The following is a 13161-nucleotide window of genomic DNA, read 5'->3' as shown; positions in this document are numbered from 1 at the left end:
AAATTTGCGGGCGGATTTTGTTTATGGCTTTCTGTTGCTAGCCTTCTGAGATAACGATCAGTTTATCTTCAGGGCTGAAGGTCACTTTTTCAGATTTCTTCGGGTTGGTGCGTACGCCATAGGATTTTTCAGCTTCACGGCTTTCACTCATCAAGCGGTACCCAATGGCGGTTTCGCCACGGCTTCTGGCGGCTTCAACTGCCGTATAGAAATTGACCGGCTCGCCCGTCTTCACATAATCGCCGATGGGCTTGAGATACACTTCTGAACCTTCGGGGTCAAAGAGGTCGGTAAAGACATCCATGAGCTCGGAATTTTCGGAAAGCTGGGCAAGCATTAGGCTGATGAGGTGCTCGCTAACGATAAAGTCATCCACTTTGGCGGCTTCGGCAAGCTCGCGGTTGCGCAAGTCAAGCATTTCGCTAATGATGGAGAAGGGTGTCTCATCCTTCTCGGCGATATCGCGCAGGTGCAGCAAAGTCACCAAGGTGATGGCATCGGCTTCCTGTACATCAAGGTGGCTGTATGCCAGTACGATGACATGGTCATACTCGGTGATTCCCAGTTCATTCAGCAAGGTACGGTCACGGATGTCACCTTCCATGATCTTAAGTTTCTGGTTCTTGAGTTTGCCCACTTCACGCTGGATCTGTTTTTCGAGGTCATCCACTTCTGAGACGATTAACAACTCAGAGCCTTTGGCGACGTAGTTATCCAACTCGCGGACGATAATGGAGCCGGAGCGGTTCCAGCCGAGGATCAGTCCACGTTCGGGCTTGGGCTTGGAGGCGCTGCCAGAACGCTGGATCAGGCTTTCTTCCAGAGGGATGCGGGCAAGGTTCGAAAGTTGGATCTTGTCGTCATCTTCCGCAATGGCAAAGATGGCGTCGCCGGGTTCAAAGCGGGTGTCCATCGCAGGGTTCATGAGAATTGTGCCATCGGCACGGCGAATCCCCATGATAGTGGATGTATCGTAGGCGAGTAAAGCATCGCCGTAGGTCTTACCAGAGAGACCGGGTTCTTGCTTGAAGTAGATCTCGTCGCCGCCGAAGTTCATCAGCTCGGTATACACCACAGACAAACCGCTCTGACGCGATGTCTGCGCCACAACGCGGGCAATAAGATCGGTCGTGAGGATGGGCTGAACGGTGTCTTTTTCAGAAAGCAGTTTGATCACATCCAGGTTTTGCGGGTCGCGGATCTGAGTGACGATATGATAGGCTTTGTCGTGGCGGTTGGGGTTATTGGTGATCGCCAATACAGACTTGATCACGTGGGTATCGGGGTCTTCGCCTTCGGAAAGGATGATGATGGAACGGGCAGCATGCGGACTGACGATCTCAAGGTCGTTCATATCCATGGGACTGCCAGAACGACAGATGACGCGTGTATTTTTCATATCAGAGATGCGTTCATTGATCGCATCTTCCATCTCGACCTTGTCTTGATCTGCCAGCACGACGATGACCGCACCGCTCTTGCGGCTCTCGTTCGCTGCGACCAGTTCAGAGATGACAGTGAAGATCTGCGGGGTAAAACCAAGGATGAGAGTATGGTCGCTTTCAAGGACCAGAGAACGTCCCTTGCGGAGTTCTTCGAGGCGGTCTTCCAAACCATTGCTCAAAATACCAATGAGAGTAGAGACAATGAAAATACCGCCAATAGTGACGAGCAGCATCATCAAGCGGAAGCCCCAGCCTGCATCACCGCCCATGGTGCCGGCATCCAGTGTGCGCATCAGGCTCAGCCAGAACGCTTCCAGAAAGGAAAGAGGCTCGGCACCTTCAGGGGAAAGGATACGCCCGCCAATGACGACGATCAGTGCAGCGACTGAAATGATCACCACTGAAACGACAGCCAGCCCGCCAATTAATGCGCCTGTGCCTCGTGCCATGTAGTTATCAAACCAGTATTGAAATCTCTGCTTGAATGTGGGTTGTTTCATGAACTCTCTCTCCTTGCGACTTTGGAAATTTGACTTATTATAAGAGCAATCTCTTTTCTGGCTAGTGTATATTTTCGTTACATTTGGCAAGCAGCGTTTTTCAATACTCTCTTAGGAAGTTATAAGTTTTTCAGGGTAACATCCGGCATCGTATCCCTGTCTATTCCATGCCGCTATGGCAGACTTTAGTAAAACGAGGTGTACCATGTTCCAATTTGAAGGTTTTGACCGCCGTAAACAGGAAGACCAAGTTCGTTCAGAAGGGCGCCTGCCCCCCGGTCAGTCACTGACCCAAAAATTTCCCGTCCTACATTACGGACCCGTCCCTGCGTTCAACCCAGCCGCATGGGACTTCCGTGTATGGGGCGAGGTTGAGGAGGAAAAACGCTGGAGTTGGGACGAATTCAACCAACTGCCGCGCACCAAACTCCACATGGATATTCATTGCGTCACCCGCTGGAGTAAATTCGACACCGACTGGGAAGGCATATCAGTGAAAACGCTGGTCGATCAAGGTTTCTTCAAGATCAAACCGACCGCGACTCACGTGATGCAGCATGCCGAGTATGGGTTTACGGTCAACCTGCCAATAGAAGTGGTGATGCAGGATAACTTCCTGCTTGCCACCCACTTCCAGGGTGAGCCGATCACTCCCGACCACGGCTACCCGCTGCGCGGTGTGGTGGGGTTCATCCCCGGGCGCGAAGATATGGAAACGCCATATTTCTGGAAAGGCGCCAAATGGCTGCGCTCGATCGAGTTCATGTCGCGCGATAAACGCGGTTTCTGGGAACAGGCTGGGTATCACAACCGCGCCGATGTCTGGCGTGAAGAACGGTTCGGATAGAATCAAAAACGCCGAGGTCTTTTTTGAGACCTCGGCGTTTTATTTTACGGACGCTTATCCAGTTTCACAGGCACATCCACACGTTCTTCACCGCGCAAAACAGTGAGTACAACCGTATCACCGGGTCCTTTATTGGTAATGAGATATGCCAACATTTCATCGAAGGTGCGCACTTCTCTGCCATCAATGGCTACGATCAAATCGCCGCCTGCCAGCAAGGTCGGGTAATTGGTCGGGGTCGTTCCAGCTTTGATGCCTGCCTTATCCGCCGGACCGTTCGGCACAACCGAGGTCACATACGCACCGGTATATTGCTTCAACCCCAATGCATTGACCGCATCGAGGCTCAAGGCACTGCTGGAAGAGATACCGAGGAAAGGATAATCATAGTTACCGGTCTGGATCAACACCGGCACCACGCGTTTGACGATATTGATGGAGATCGCGAACCCAATGCCCGAGTTGACCGGCTCGCCGGTATCGGTAAAGTTGGTGGTGCGAATGGCGCGATTGATGCCGATCACTTCACCATGAATATTGAAGAGCGGACCACCCGAATTGCCCGGGTTGATCGCCGCATCGGTCTGAATGATATCGCCTGCGCTAAAGAGTGCGCCATCAGGGCTGGAGCGCTGAGAATCCAATGTGCGCCCAAGCGCAGAAATGATCCCCACCGTCATGGTGCTTTCCAAACCAAAGGGATTGCCAATGGCAACCACGGTCTGCCCCACCTTCAGCAAGGACGAATCACCCAAAGGCAGCGGCTTGAGTTCCGCCGCAGGGGCATCCACTTTGATGACTGCCAGATCCGAATCCGTATCAATGCCCACGATCGAACCAAACACCATAAAGCCGGAGCTAAAACGCACCTCCACTACATCCACCGGCTCGCCCGGATTGCTAACATTTTCAACTACATGGAAATTGGTCACAATGTGACCCTGATCGTCGAACACGAACCCGGAGCCCTGACCACTATCCGTAAAGATGGCAACCGTACCCGGGCTGACATTCTCGAACAACGTCACCAGGGTTTCCTGCTCGGCAGGATTGACATCAGATGCATCTGAAACCTGAACAGTGGGAGCCACTTCAACCGGTAAAGACGAATCAGGGCTCTGCGTTGCCGCAAAGGACGGAGTCTGGCAAGCCAAAGCGGCAAGCGCCAGCGTTAATATCGCAAGGGTTACTTTCTTTTTCATCAATAGAACTCCTCTAAAACTTGATACGGGATGCTTCCTCGATCAATTCCCGCTGTTTGGACGACAGGTATTTCGGAATCTGTACCTTGAGCTTCACATACAGATCCCCTTTAACCTTCGGGTCTTTCACAGTCGGCATACCGCGCCCAGCCAGTCGAAACACTTGCTCGGGCTGGGTTCCAGCAGGAATGCCCAGCTTCACTTTACCAGTGGGCGTTTCCACATCCGCATCACCGCCGAGAATAAGCGTAAAAACATCCACATTGGATGTTGTGGTTAAGTTACTGCCGTCACGCTCAAAGCGTTCATCCTCAACTACTTTTAACAGCAGAAAAAGATCGCTTCTATCTGGACCTTCGCCTGCCACTCGCACCTTGGAGCCCGTCTTCACCCCAGCCGGGATGCGAACGTTGACCTTGCTGCCATTGGCACGCTGTAATTGGCGCATGGTGCCGTCATATGATTCTTGAAAACTGATCTCCACTTCCTGCTCGTACCCCGGCGACTCTTGCGCGAACGGATTGCTGCGTCCTTGCGAACGCAATGCTTCGCCAAAAATGGTACGGAAGAAATCAGAGAATCCACCCGCGCCGCCTGTGCCGCCGAACATATCGTCCACATTGCCGCGTTGACCCGCCGCCTGCTGCTGTTGAAACCAGTCGTCCCATTGAAAGTCGCCTGGTCTGCCGCCAGTGGTGCGGAAGTTCGAGTAGGCGCTGCCAAGTCGGTCGTAATGAGCGCGCTTTTGATCGTCGCTCAAGACCTGATAGGCTTCGTTGATCTCCTTGAACTTGTCTTCCGCCTTTTTATCCCCGGGGTTCTTATCGGGATGATATTGCATGGCAAGCTTGCGGTACGCCGAGCGGATCTCATCCGCGCTGGCTTTTCGTTCTACACCGAGAATCTTGTAATAATCCTTATAGTCCATTAGGCTATTTTCATCCCGTAAGAGGAAGGGGTCAAGCACCCAAAGGTTGCACTTACATAACTCTAACCTGTTTGTAGTGTGGTACAGTAGTCAAAAAATAATTCTAAGAAGAAAAAATGAGGGTACGATGAAATCAATTTGTGTTTTTTGTGGGTCTTCCGATGCAGTCCACAACGACTATAAAACTGCGGCGTTCCAAATGGGGGCAACTCTTGCTCAAAATGGAATACGTGTGGTGTACGGCGGCGGAAAAACCGGGCTGATGGGCGAAGTTGCCAACGGAGCCCTCTCTGCAGGCGGCGAGGTGATCGGGGTCATTATCCCTTCCATGAACACACCTGCACTGGCACATACCGGGCTGACCCAGATGGACGTCACCCCGGAAATGCGCTCGCGCAAAGCCCGCATGCACGAATTATCAGACGGATTCATTGCCCTGCCCGGCGGCTTTGGCACCTGGGACGAACTTTTTGAAACCATTACTTGGGCACAGACCGGCGGGCATGAAAAACCGGTAGGGTTATTAAACGTGAAAAATTATTACATCCCCCTGCTGGCTGACATAGACCATGCCGTGGCAGAAGGCTTCGTTTTCAACGAACATCGCCAAGCGATCTCGTTCGAGACAGACCCATCCAAGCTGCTGGAGTCGATGCGAAATTACGAGCACCCGCATGAAGCCGTTAAACGTTGGATGAAGGAAGACTAGTTTTACGAATTACGCCCCAGGCAGTCTACTACCTGGGGCGTAATGATTTAACCAGCCTGAGATTTTTTACGGCAGAGTCAAAATGATCGGCTCGCCTTTGGTGATAATAACCGTATGTTCGAATTGGGCAGCGATGGTGCTATCCACGGTCTTGAGAGACCAGCCGTCCATTTTTTCTACCACGTGACCCTGCCCGGTGGTAAGGAAAGGCTCAATGGCAAGCACCAAACCGTTCTCAAGAATGCGGCGATCTTCCGGCTTGTGAAAGTTATACACGGCGGAAGGCTTGTCGTGCAGCTGACGTCCGATGCCGTGACCGGTCAGGTCAAAGATGGGGTTATAGCCATGTTTGCTGGCTTCCTGTTGAACGGTTTTACCAATGAGATTAAGCGGCTTGCCTGCTCTCACCACACTGAGCACTGCCGCCAGCGCAGCCTTGGTGGCTTCGAGCAGTTTTTCATACTCGGGTGTGGAGGTACCTACCACCATGGACGCGCCGGTATCGCCAAAGTAGCCGTTCAACTCCGCAGAGACATCAATATTGATCAACTCGCCGTCTTGAATAACATGGCTGCCGGGAATACCATGCGCGATGACAGGAGAAACGCTAATGCAGGTACCGCCGGGGAATTCGTACATCACCCGTGGCGCTGATTTGGCGCCCTGCTTGTTGAGAAAGTCTTCGCCGATCTGGTCAAGTTCCAATGTGGTCATGCCTGGTTTTACACTCGCCATCATTAATTGCATGGCTTGAGCACAGACTTTGCCAGCGGCTTTAAGCCCATTGATATCTTTTTCGTCTGTAGCGATCATTTAAGTTTTGATTCCTCTTTCAATAGTCTCACGGTGTTCTTGGAAATGTTCAGTGGTATCACCCAAGACCCATAAGAGCAACGGGTCTGGTCGGTCAGCATGACGCGGTTTGAGCAGATCTTCAAAGGAAGTTTCGTCTAATTTTTTCATCAGCAATGCATACACGCGTTTGAGATGATCCAGTACCTCAGCACGCGGACGGGCTTGATTGCGTTTGAACAAAAGCGGGTTGACCGCTTCCACGCTCCATTCGGGCAGTTCCGCCTGCGAAACTCCAACGACATCATAATATGGGCGTTTGTCCATGTGATAGCCCATGAGGAGGTTCATCCATTCGGTGAGATGAGCAAGGTTATCTTTGGGTGACCAGCCGCCTTCATCAGGCGTTGTCATTTGCTCATCGGTTAATGAGTCGGCAAGTGAATTCAATGCCGCCCATTCTCGTTCAATGGCAGACATCAACTCTTCTTTGTTTTCAGGCATCCATTGTTCGGTCATAGTGTCTCCTATAAAGCGATCTGCTGACCCTCTTCGAGTCTTTCTTTTTCCGAATCTTTTCTCAAAACATACGCCTCACCACGGACGAGGGTGGTCTTGCCCTTTTCTGTTTTCACATACGCCCCATCACACATTATGATGACGGGGTTATCGTGGAAGAAGTGATAATCCGCAAGCCAGTCATCTTTCACCGACTGACCATATCCATCCAACGGGTAATGCGGCGAGACGTTGAACGGAATTGCATTCAAGCCTTTGAAGAAAGCCGTACTGACTGCGTTCAAATCTTTCGAAGTTAGGATGTTCGGTCCACACAGGATGGCGCCCGCGCTAAAGCCGACATAAGGCAAACCAGCTTGAATGCGCTTTTGCAGGAAAGGCATCACTCCGCTGGCATGCAAACGATGGTTTAGCAAAAACGTGTTTCCGCCAGGCACATACACCACCTGCGCATCGCGGATGATGCTCTCAATTGCCTTTGGGGTCATCAACTCGGTGTTGATTGTTTTCAGCTCTGCCAATCCCTTGAAAGCATCTTCGGTCATTTCCAACCAGCGTTCGGCATATAAAGAAGCCAGCGGCAAATAGGCAATGGTCGGTTCCTCTTTGCCTTCCACATACGGACGGCAGGCATCGACGATATCGTCCAAGTCCCTTTCGCCGGGAGATGAGAAGAGATGTAAATTTGCGGGCATAAGGGGATTGTATCAAAGATGTAGGGGCGACTCGCGAGTCGCCCCTACGTAATTATTTGTTCAATCTTTCCAAAATCACTTGCCGCAACTCCGCCTGCACGGATTCCCATGCCTGCTCCGAGTTGACGACCACCCAACGCTTCGGCTCGGCTTTGACCATCTCCAAATACCCATCGCGAACTCGTTTGTGGAAATCCACAGTCTTGGCGTCCATGCGATTCCATTCATTATCTTTCTTCTTGCGTGCCAACCCTACTTCAATATCAAGGTCAAGCAGAATGGTCAGGTCAGGAGTCAAACCACCGGTGGCGTATTTGACCAAGGCACGAATTTCATCCAAGTTTTGCTGGTGACCATAGCCTTGATAGGCAATGGTGGAATCATAGTAGCGGTCGGAAAGAACAATTTCCCCATCGGCAAGACGCGGCTTGATAACCTGCTCCACGATCTGGGCGCGTGCAGCTTGATATAGCAACGTTTCCGTGCGTGGATGCATCTCGGCATTCTTCATATCATGCAGAATATCGCGGATCTGCTCGCTGATGGACGTCCCACCGGGTTCGCGGGTCGGGAAGACGGTGTGTCCCTTCTCGCGTAGAAATTCGACCAGATGGGGAATGTGAGAAGTTTTGCCCGAACCTTCGGGACCTTCAAGAGTAATGAACATGGGGGAAGTATAAAGGAGACAGGGAAACAAGTAAACGGGAATTCTTACAATATGTCACCCTGAGCGACACTGCGCCGCACTGAGTTTGTTGCAGTGCAGGTGTAGCGAAGGGTCTCTACCAAGATAATCGAGACTCTTCGGTCGCGAAGAGCGCTCCCTCAGAGTGACACCACAATCCTTCAATCCCGATAATCCCCCACGTAAAACTCCAGCTGAATATTATCAGGGTCACGAAAGCAGACGTATTCTTCCTTCCCGTCCGGGTCGAATTCAATGCCTGCGGTTGGAATATTCATTTCTTTCAATAAGATCAATAAATCTTCCAACTGTTTGCGAGAATCCACTGCAAAGGCAAAGTGGTCGAGACCGACACGGTTTTCATCAAAGCGGTCATTCGGAATCGGCTTGTGCGGTGCTCGCTGAAACGCCAGCAAGAAAGTGTCACATGAGATCCAGCGGATATTTTCGTTCCCACCGCCGATCTCCACACCGAGAATGCGACGATAGAACGCATCCGACCGGGCAGGGTCTGCTACGGTCAAAATGATGTGATGAACTCCACGAACTTGTTTTGGCATCCGAAATCTCCTTCACAAGATAATAAAAGACCGTGGACGCCCGACAATCGTGATTGCCTTCGTCCACGGTCTATGGTCAATCGTCCGCGGTCTTACTCTCTAAAAATCCTCACATGCCTGCGTGGTTCTTTGCCATACGAATGAGAAACCAACTCGGCATCACGCGCCATCTCATGTTGCAAACGGCGCACGAGGGATGGTCCCGGCGGCAGGTCAACGAAGCGCTCACCATTCAAGACCGCACTAATGGCTTGCTTTGCCGCATCACGAACATCTTCCATGTTATCGCGCTGCACATGCTCGGTCAGGCTATACAGGTCGCTTACGAACTGTTCGGTCTGCGAAACCGAGTTCGCGCGCAGCACATAGATCGGCATGCCGCGTGCTTCAGCGTCCATGATGGTGTGCTCGCGATTACGGTAATACGTCCGCAGCGTTACCAGCACATCGGCTTCGGCGGCATCGGTTACAACAACCGCGGGCACACCGAGTCGCTTCGCGGCTTGCTGGAGTCGATTGCGCGCCACGCCATAAGCGAAGATGCGGATGGTCTGCAACTTTGCGCCAACGTTCGGAACTTGATTCGGCGTAGGCGAATGATCGACGGGTTGAGAAGCAGGCTGTTGTCTACGAGTCCGAAGCGGGGTTTTCGTCGGCGCTTCCGTTCTGGACTTTGGAGCGGGTGCGGCTTTCTCGATCTTGATCTCACCCGATTCGTCGCGGGTGCGCACTTCCGGCGGGATGGGTGCATCACGCAAAAGCGAGTCGACCGAGGTCATGATGTCTTGGTGAACCGTGAAGCGGTCGCGGGTTTGAATTTCGATCAGCACGTCAAAGGTCGGCGGCGCACGGCGTTCGAGCACGGTCTTCTGCGTACCACGACGGCGGGCTTCTTCATCTGAAAGAGTCACGGCTTCGATGCCACCGACAAGGTCACTGAGCGTGGGGTTGAGCAAAAGGTTATCAAGGGTTTGTCCGTGTGCCGTGCCGATGAGTTGCACACCGCGTTCTGCGATGGTGCGGGCGGCGAGAGCTTCAAGTTCACGCCCAATCTCATCGATGACGATCACTTCGGGGTTGTGATTCTCCACGGCTTCGATCATCACCTCATGCTGAAGCATCGGCTCGCGGACTTGCATGCGGCGCGCCTTGCCCACAGCCGGATGCGGCACATCACCATCGCCACCGATTTCATTGGATGTATCGACGATAACCACGCGTTTATTCTCGGCGAGGATGCGGGCGGCTTCGCGCAGAAGCGTGGTCTTTCCCACACCAGGGCGACCAAGGATGAGCACTGACTTACCTGATTCGATCAAGTCTTGAATGATATCGACAGTGCCATACACCGCGCGACCGACGCGGCAGGTGAGCCCGACGATGGCACTGCGCCGATTTTTGATGGCAGAGATACGATGAAGCGTACGCTCCATGCCTGCGCGATTGTCCGTATCAAATGTACCGATGCGCTCGGTGATATGGTCGATCTCGGCGCGGGTGATCTCAGTATTGAGTAACGGAATTTCGCCATCCACAAAGCGGGCGGCAGGAATACGACCGAGGTCGATGACGATCTCCAGCAGTTTCTCGTTGTTATTCGCCTTCTCCACGGCATGACGAATGTTCGAGGGGAGGACGTCCAGTAGGGCTTCGAGGTCGTCTGTGATTCGATGTTGTGTCATAGTTAAAGTACCAGGTTCCAAGTGTCAGGTATCAAGTGACACGTTAAATCAAAAAAAGGAAAAAAGAAAGAGGCACGCGAATAAGGACAAGCGCGGCTTGGGTTTTATGGGTGTAGGGGGGAATAAAAAAGGATCATGATGGTGTACCTGCCTTCCTGGGGCGTCACGCGCAGAGTTTCGCGTGTCAGGCATCCTGTGCCGTTTTTGTAGTGGCAGATGACATTATAGCAGGTGCCCGGTTAACAATCTGTTAGAGATGCGTGTTAATTTTTTGATTTGTCTGACGAATTTTGGGCGTGCCAATTCTTCAAGACCAGGTACGCGATCGGCAGGCTGATGCCCAACCCAGAGATGCGAATGGATTTTCGGTTGGTCAACATTAAAGCGATGAAATACTGTTTACCATTTCGAGATTGAGTAAAGGACAATCGAACCGAAGCGATCTCATCCGCAAGCAAGGTCTTCTCGCTAAACACATATTTCAAAATCAACGAATTCCTTTCCAGCGTCAATGAGTTTGGAATTGAGAAGACCATGGCAGCAGCAAAAGCAGCAAATAACACGAATGCCAGCAGGGCGATCAGTCCGGCAAATGGCGCCTCAGAAGTATCCATGATCGAAAGAAAAAATGAGAGCGATATGCCTAATAACAACAGCAAAACGGACATAAACAACGCAAGCGGCCCCAACCCGCGCCTCATTTCGCCATACTCCTGCGATGAAAAAAGGTCTGGGCGCTTCGAGCCAAGGATATCAATGATCTCCTCATAGCCCGGCAACCCCGGGCTTGGAGTGACGGTCATATCTTCATTGTAGTCATGCAACTTGATATTGAAGCCCCTGCCCGAAACACGCCCAATATCCGACCAGCGCATAGACTTGGAACCGAAAAGGGATTGAGTGGTGATCTCATCATCGGTAAGAATGACCTTTGAAGAAACACTCAGAAAGATCGCCCCGAATATCAACATCCCAAAAACAGCAAAGGGCAGCATGGAGAAAGCCGAATCAAAGCTGCTCCCGAAAGCGATGAACGCCAACATGAACACAAAAAAGATAATGAGCACGATCAAGGCAAAGGGCGAATTCTTGAAAACACGCGGTTCGTTCATGGAGTCTCCTTATTAATAGGATGTACGCTAAAAACAAAAGCAGGATGCAGGCATCCAATTACCCGAGAGGATTGTAATTGCAAATTCCCCGCCCCGCCTCCCTCTAATTCATTATCGCCTGTATAATTACAGTATGTCTATGTCAGAAGAACCAATTCTGCCCCCATTGGAACCGCCCGCAGAGCCGCCCGTCCGCCGCAGGCGCGCCACACGCCGTTCCCACATCCCAACCGATGCGGAAGGGCAGGCAGAGTTGATCGCCTCACTCGCACGCCGTGCTTACCCGTCCATCGAGTTGTTCGTCTTCTCCCTGGTCTGCGGCGCGATCCTCGGTCTTGGCTACCTGCTCGACTCGCAGGCAGTTCTTTTATTAGGCATTCTGGTTGCGCCGCTCATGATCCCCTGGGTTGGCTTCCTGCTTGCCATCCTCACTGGCTCGCTGCGCTTCATGTTTGAAACAGTCATGGCGCTGCTCATCAGCATCCTCTTTGTATTACTCGGGGGACTGCTAACGGGGTTCGCTGCACGACTGTTCATGCCCATCACGTTCAACAATGTATTCATTCACTCGCGGCTCTGGCTGCCTGAATTGATCGTCTTTGCTCTTGGCGCAATCACCCTCACCATTTCCTTCGCTAGATCTGAAGATAAGCCTTTCCTGCCTAGTGTGTTGATCGCCTATGCATTCTTTCTCCCCATCGGCGCAACTGGCTTTGGTCTTGGTGCAGGTCTGCCGGATGTCTGGCTGCAAGGCTTACTGGTCTTCCTGACTCACTTTGCCATGACCAGCATCCTCGGTCTCATCACGCTCTTCGTTTTGCGCCTGCGCCCATCGTCTGGGGGCATCGTACTAAGCGGAATTACATTCGCCGTCTTCGCAGGCATCATCATTGTTCTGATCGGATCCGGCGGCGGATCCCAGCCTGCTGCTCCAACCGCCATCCCAGCCACTGCGACAAATGCATCAGCCTCGCTTCCTTCCCCGACCGTAGGTCTCTCTGCCACCCCCAACCCCAGCCCCACACAGGCGGTTGATTCTGCCACACCCAGCCCTATTGCCAGTCTCGGCACCGCAGAAGTGAGCCCCGTACCGTTGACGTTGGAGATCACACTCCCGCCCACCGATACGCCCACGATTACACTTACCATTCAACCGCAGTCGATCTATGGAAAGGTGGCAGCCAACGAAGGTGGTGGTGCAAACTTGCGTGACGCGCCCGGCGGCACCTATGTGATGACCCTGCTCAACGGCACCATCGTCGAGACCTATTCCGAGTTCCAGGTGCTTAACAACGTCACTTGGGTCAAGGTCTTTGCTTCTGTGAACGGACAGCGCATTGAAGGCTGGCTGCTGGAATCGGTCATCTCGTACGCCACTCCCGCACCGAACTTCGGTCCTTCCGTCACCCCCGCCGTCACATCCACCCCGTAACCTCACCAAACAGACAGCAGTCACTTTCCAAGTGGCTGTTGTCTTATTTTTAT

Annotated in this window: 13 protein-coding genes; 3 read left to right on the top strand and 10 right to left on the bottom strand. The window is 52.3% G+C overall.

What is annotated here, in order from left to right:
* Positions 1-37 precede the first annotated feature (37 nt).
* A complete protein-coding gene (locus IPG80_RS10065) occupies positions 38-1945 on the bottom strand; it encodes an NAD-binding protein (RefSeq protein ID WP_345105971.1) in 1908 nt (635 codons plus the stop codon).
* Between the two features lie 205 nt (positions 1946-2150).
* Here IPG80_RS10065 and IPG80_RS10060 point away from each other — a divergent pair, with 205 nt between their 5' ends.
* A complete protein-coding gene (locus IPG80_RS10060; RefSeq protein ID WP_345105968.1) occupies positions 2151-2792 on the top strand; it encodes a sulfite oxidase-like oxidoreductase in 642 nt (213 codons plus the stop codon).
* 44 nt (positions 2793-2836) lie between these two features.
* On the opposite strand, the gene IPG80_RS10055 is transcribed toward IPG80_RS10060, so the two are convergent.
* Positions 2837-3994, bottom strand: a complete 1158-nt coding sequence (locus IPG80_RS10055; RefSeq protein ID WP_345105965.1) for a trypsin-like peptidase domain-containing protein — start codon at positions 3992-3994, stop codon at positions 2837-2839.
* 13 nt (positions 3995-4007) lie between these two features.
* On the bottom strand, positions 4008-4922 hold the full coding sequence (locus tag IPG80_RS10050; protein ID WP_345105963.1) for a J domain-containing protein: 915 nt from the start codon (positions 4920-4922) through the stop codon (positions 4008-4010).
* 127 nt (positions 4923-5049) lie between these two features.
* Between IPG80_RS10050 and IPG80_RS10045 the strand changes: the two genes are divergently transcribed.
* The gene (locus IPG80_RS10045; protein WP_345105960.1) at positions 5050-5631 is read left to right on the top strand and encodes a TIGR00730 family Rossman fold protein; all 582 of its coding nucleotides are present in this window, start codon (positions 5050-5052) and stop codon (positions 5629-5631) included.
* Positions 5632-5697: 66 nt separating this feature from the next.
* Here IPG80_RS10045 and map read toward each other — a convergent pair whose 3' ends face one another.
* The 7 genes from map to IPG80_RS10010 all read right to left on the bottom strand — a co-directional run bounded on the left by map (position 5698) and on the right by IPG80_RS10010 (position 11676).
* Positions 5698-6444, bottom strand: coding sequence for a type I methionyl aminopeptidase (gene map, locus IPG80_RS10040; RefSeq protein ID WP_345105957.1), 747 nt, complete (start codon positions 6442-6444; stop codon positions 5698-5700).
* Entirely contained in the window at positions 6445-6942 is a 498-nt protein-coding gene (locus IPG80_RS10035) for a ClbS/DfsB family four-helix bundle protein (RefSeq protein ID WP_345105955.1), read from the bottom strand. It abuts the gene before it with no gap.
* Positions 6943-6950: 8 nt separating this feature from the next.
* A complete protein-coding gene (locus tag IPG80_RS10030; RefSeq protein ID WP_345105953.1) occupies positions 6951-7637 on the bottom strand; it encodes a Type 1 glutamine amidotransferase-like domain-containing protein in 687 nt (228 codons plus the stop codon).
* Between the two features lie 52 nt (positions 7638-7689).
* On the bottom strand, positions 7690-8304 hold the full coding sequence (gene tmk / locus IPG80_RS10025; protein WP_345105950.1) for a dTMP kinase: 615 nt from the start codon (positions 8302-8304) through the stop codon (positions 7690-7692).
* Between the two features lie 179 nt (positions 8305-8483).
* Positions 8484-8882, bottom strand: a complete 399-nt coding sequence (locus tag IPG80_RS10020) for a VOC family protein (RefSeq protein WP_345105947.1) — start codon at positions 8880-8882, stop codon at positions 8484-8486.
* Positions 8883-8974: 92 nt separating this feature from the next.
* A complete protein-coding gene (locus tag IPG80_RS10015; RefSeq protein ID WP_345105944.1) occupies positions 8975-10564 on the bottom strand; it encodes a R3H domain-containing nucleic acid-binding protein in 1590 nt (529 codons plus the stop codon).
* A gap of 263 nt (positions 10565-10827) precedes the next feature.
* The gene (locus IPG80_RS10010) at positions 10828-11676 is read right to left on the bottom strand and encodes a hypothetical protein (protein ID WP_345105942.1); all 849 of its coding nucleotides are present in this window, start codon (positions 11674-11676) and stop codon (positions 10828-10830) included.
* Positions 11677-11815: 139 nt separating this feature from the next.
* On the opposite strand from IPG80_RS10010, the gene IPG80_RS10005 reads away from it, so the two are divergent.
* Positions 11816-13108, top strand: coding sequence for a DUF389 domain-containing protein (locus IPG80_RS10005; protein ID WP_345105940.1), 1293 nt, complete (start codon positions 11816-11818; stop codon positions 13106-13108).
* Positions 13109-13161: the final 53 nt, after the last annotated feature.

It is taken from the genome of Candidatus Villigracilis vicinus (assembly GCF_016702885.1).
In the GTDB taxonomy this organism is placed as follows: Bacteria; Chloroflexota; Anaerolineae; order Anaerolineales; family Villigracilaceae; genus Villigracilis; species Villigracilis vicinus.
The sequence above is the reverse complement of the archived record's forward strand: the minus strand, read 5'-3'. Positions and strand labels throughout refer to the sequence as shown.

Bases quoted from the DNA above. Each gene is read 5' to 3' on its own strand.
- IPG80_RS10055 (WP_345105965.1), bottom strand. From the start codon at position 3,994: ATGAAAAAGAAAGTAACCCTTGCGATATTAACGCTGGCGCTTGCCGCT.
- IPG80_RS10020 (WP_345105947.1), bottom strand. From the start codon at position 8,882: ATGCCAAAACAAGTTCGTGGAGTTCATCACATCATTTTGACCGTAGCA.
- tmk (WP_345105950.1), bottom strand. From the start codon at position 8,304: ATGTTCATTACTCTTGAAGGTCCCGAAGGTTCGGGCAAAACTTCTCAC.
- IPG80_RS10060 (WP_345105968.1), top strand. From the start codon at position 2,151: ATGTTCCAATTTGAAGGTTTTGACCGCCGTAAACAGGAAGACCAAGTT.
- IPG80_RS10065 (WP_345105971.1), bottom strand. From the start codon at position 1,945: ATGAAACAACCCACATTCAAGCAGAGATTTCAATACTGGTTTGATAAC.
- IPG80_RS10045 (WP_345105960.1), top strand. From the start codon at position 5,050: ATGAAATCAATTTGTGTTTTTTGTGGGTCTTCCGATGCAGTCCACAAC.
- IPG80_RS10050 (WP_345105963.1), bottom strand. From the start codon at position 4,922: ATGGACTATAAGGATTATTACAAGATTCTCGGTGTAGAACGAAAAGCC.
- map (WP_345105957.1), bottom strand. From the start codon at position 6,444: ATGATCGCTACAGACGAAAAAGATATCAATGGGCTTAAAGCCGCTGGC.
- IPG80_RS10005 (WP_345105940.1), top strand. From the start codon at position 11,816: ATGTCAGAAGAACCAATTCTGCCCCCATTGGAACCGCCCGCAGAGCCG.
- IPG80_RS10030 (WP_345105953.1), bottom strand. From the start codon at position 7,637: ATGCCCGCAAATTTACATCTCTTCTCATCTCCCGGCGAAAGGGACTTG.
- IPG80_RS10035 (WP_345105955.1), bottom strand. From the start codon at position 6,942: ATGACCGAACAATGGATGCCTGAAAACAAAGAAGAGTTGATGTCTGCC.
- IPG80_RS10015 (WP_345105944.1), bottom strand. From the start codon at position 10,564: ATGACACAACATCGAATCACAGACGACCTCGAAGCCCTACTGGACGTC.
- IPG80_RS10010 (WP_345105942.1), bottom strand. From the start codon at position 11,676: ATGAACGAACCGCGTGTTTTCAAGAATTCGCCCTTTGCCTTGATCGTG.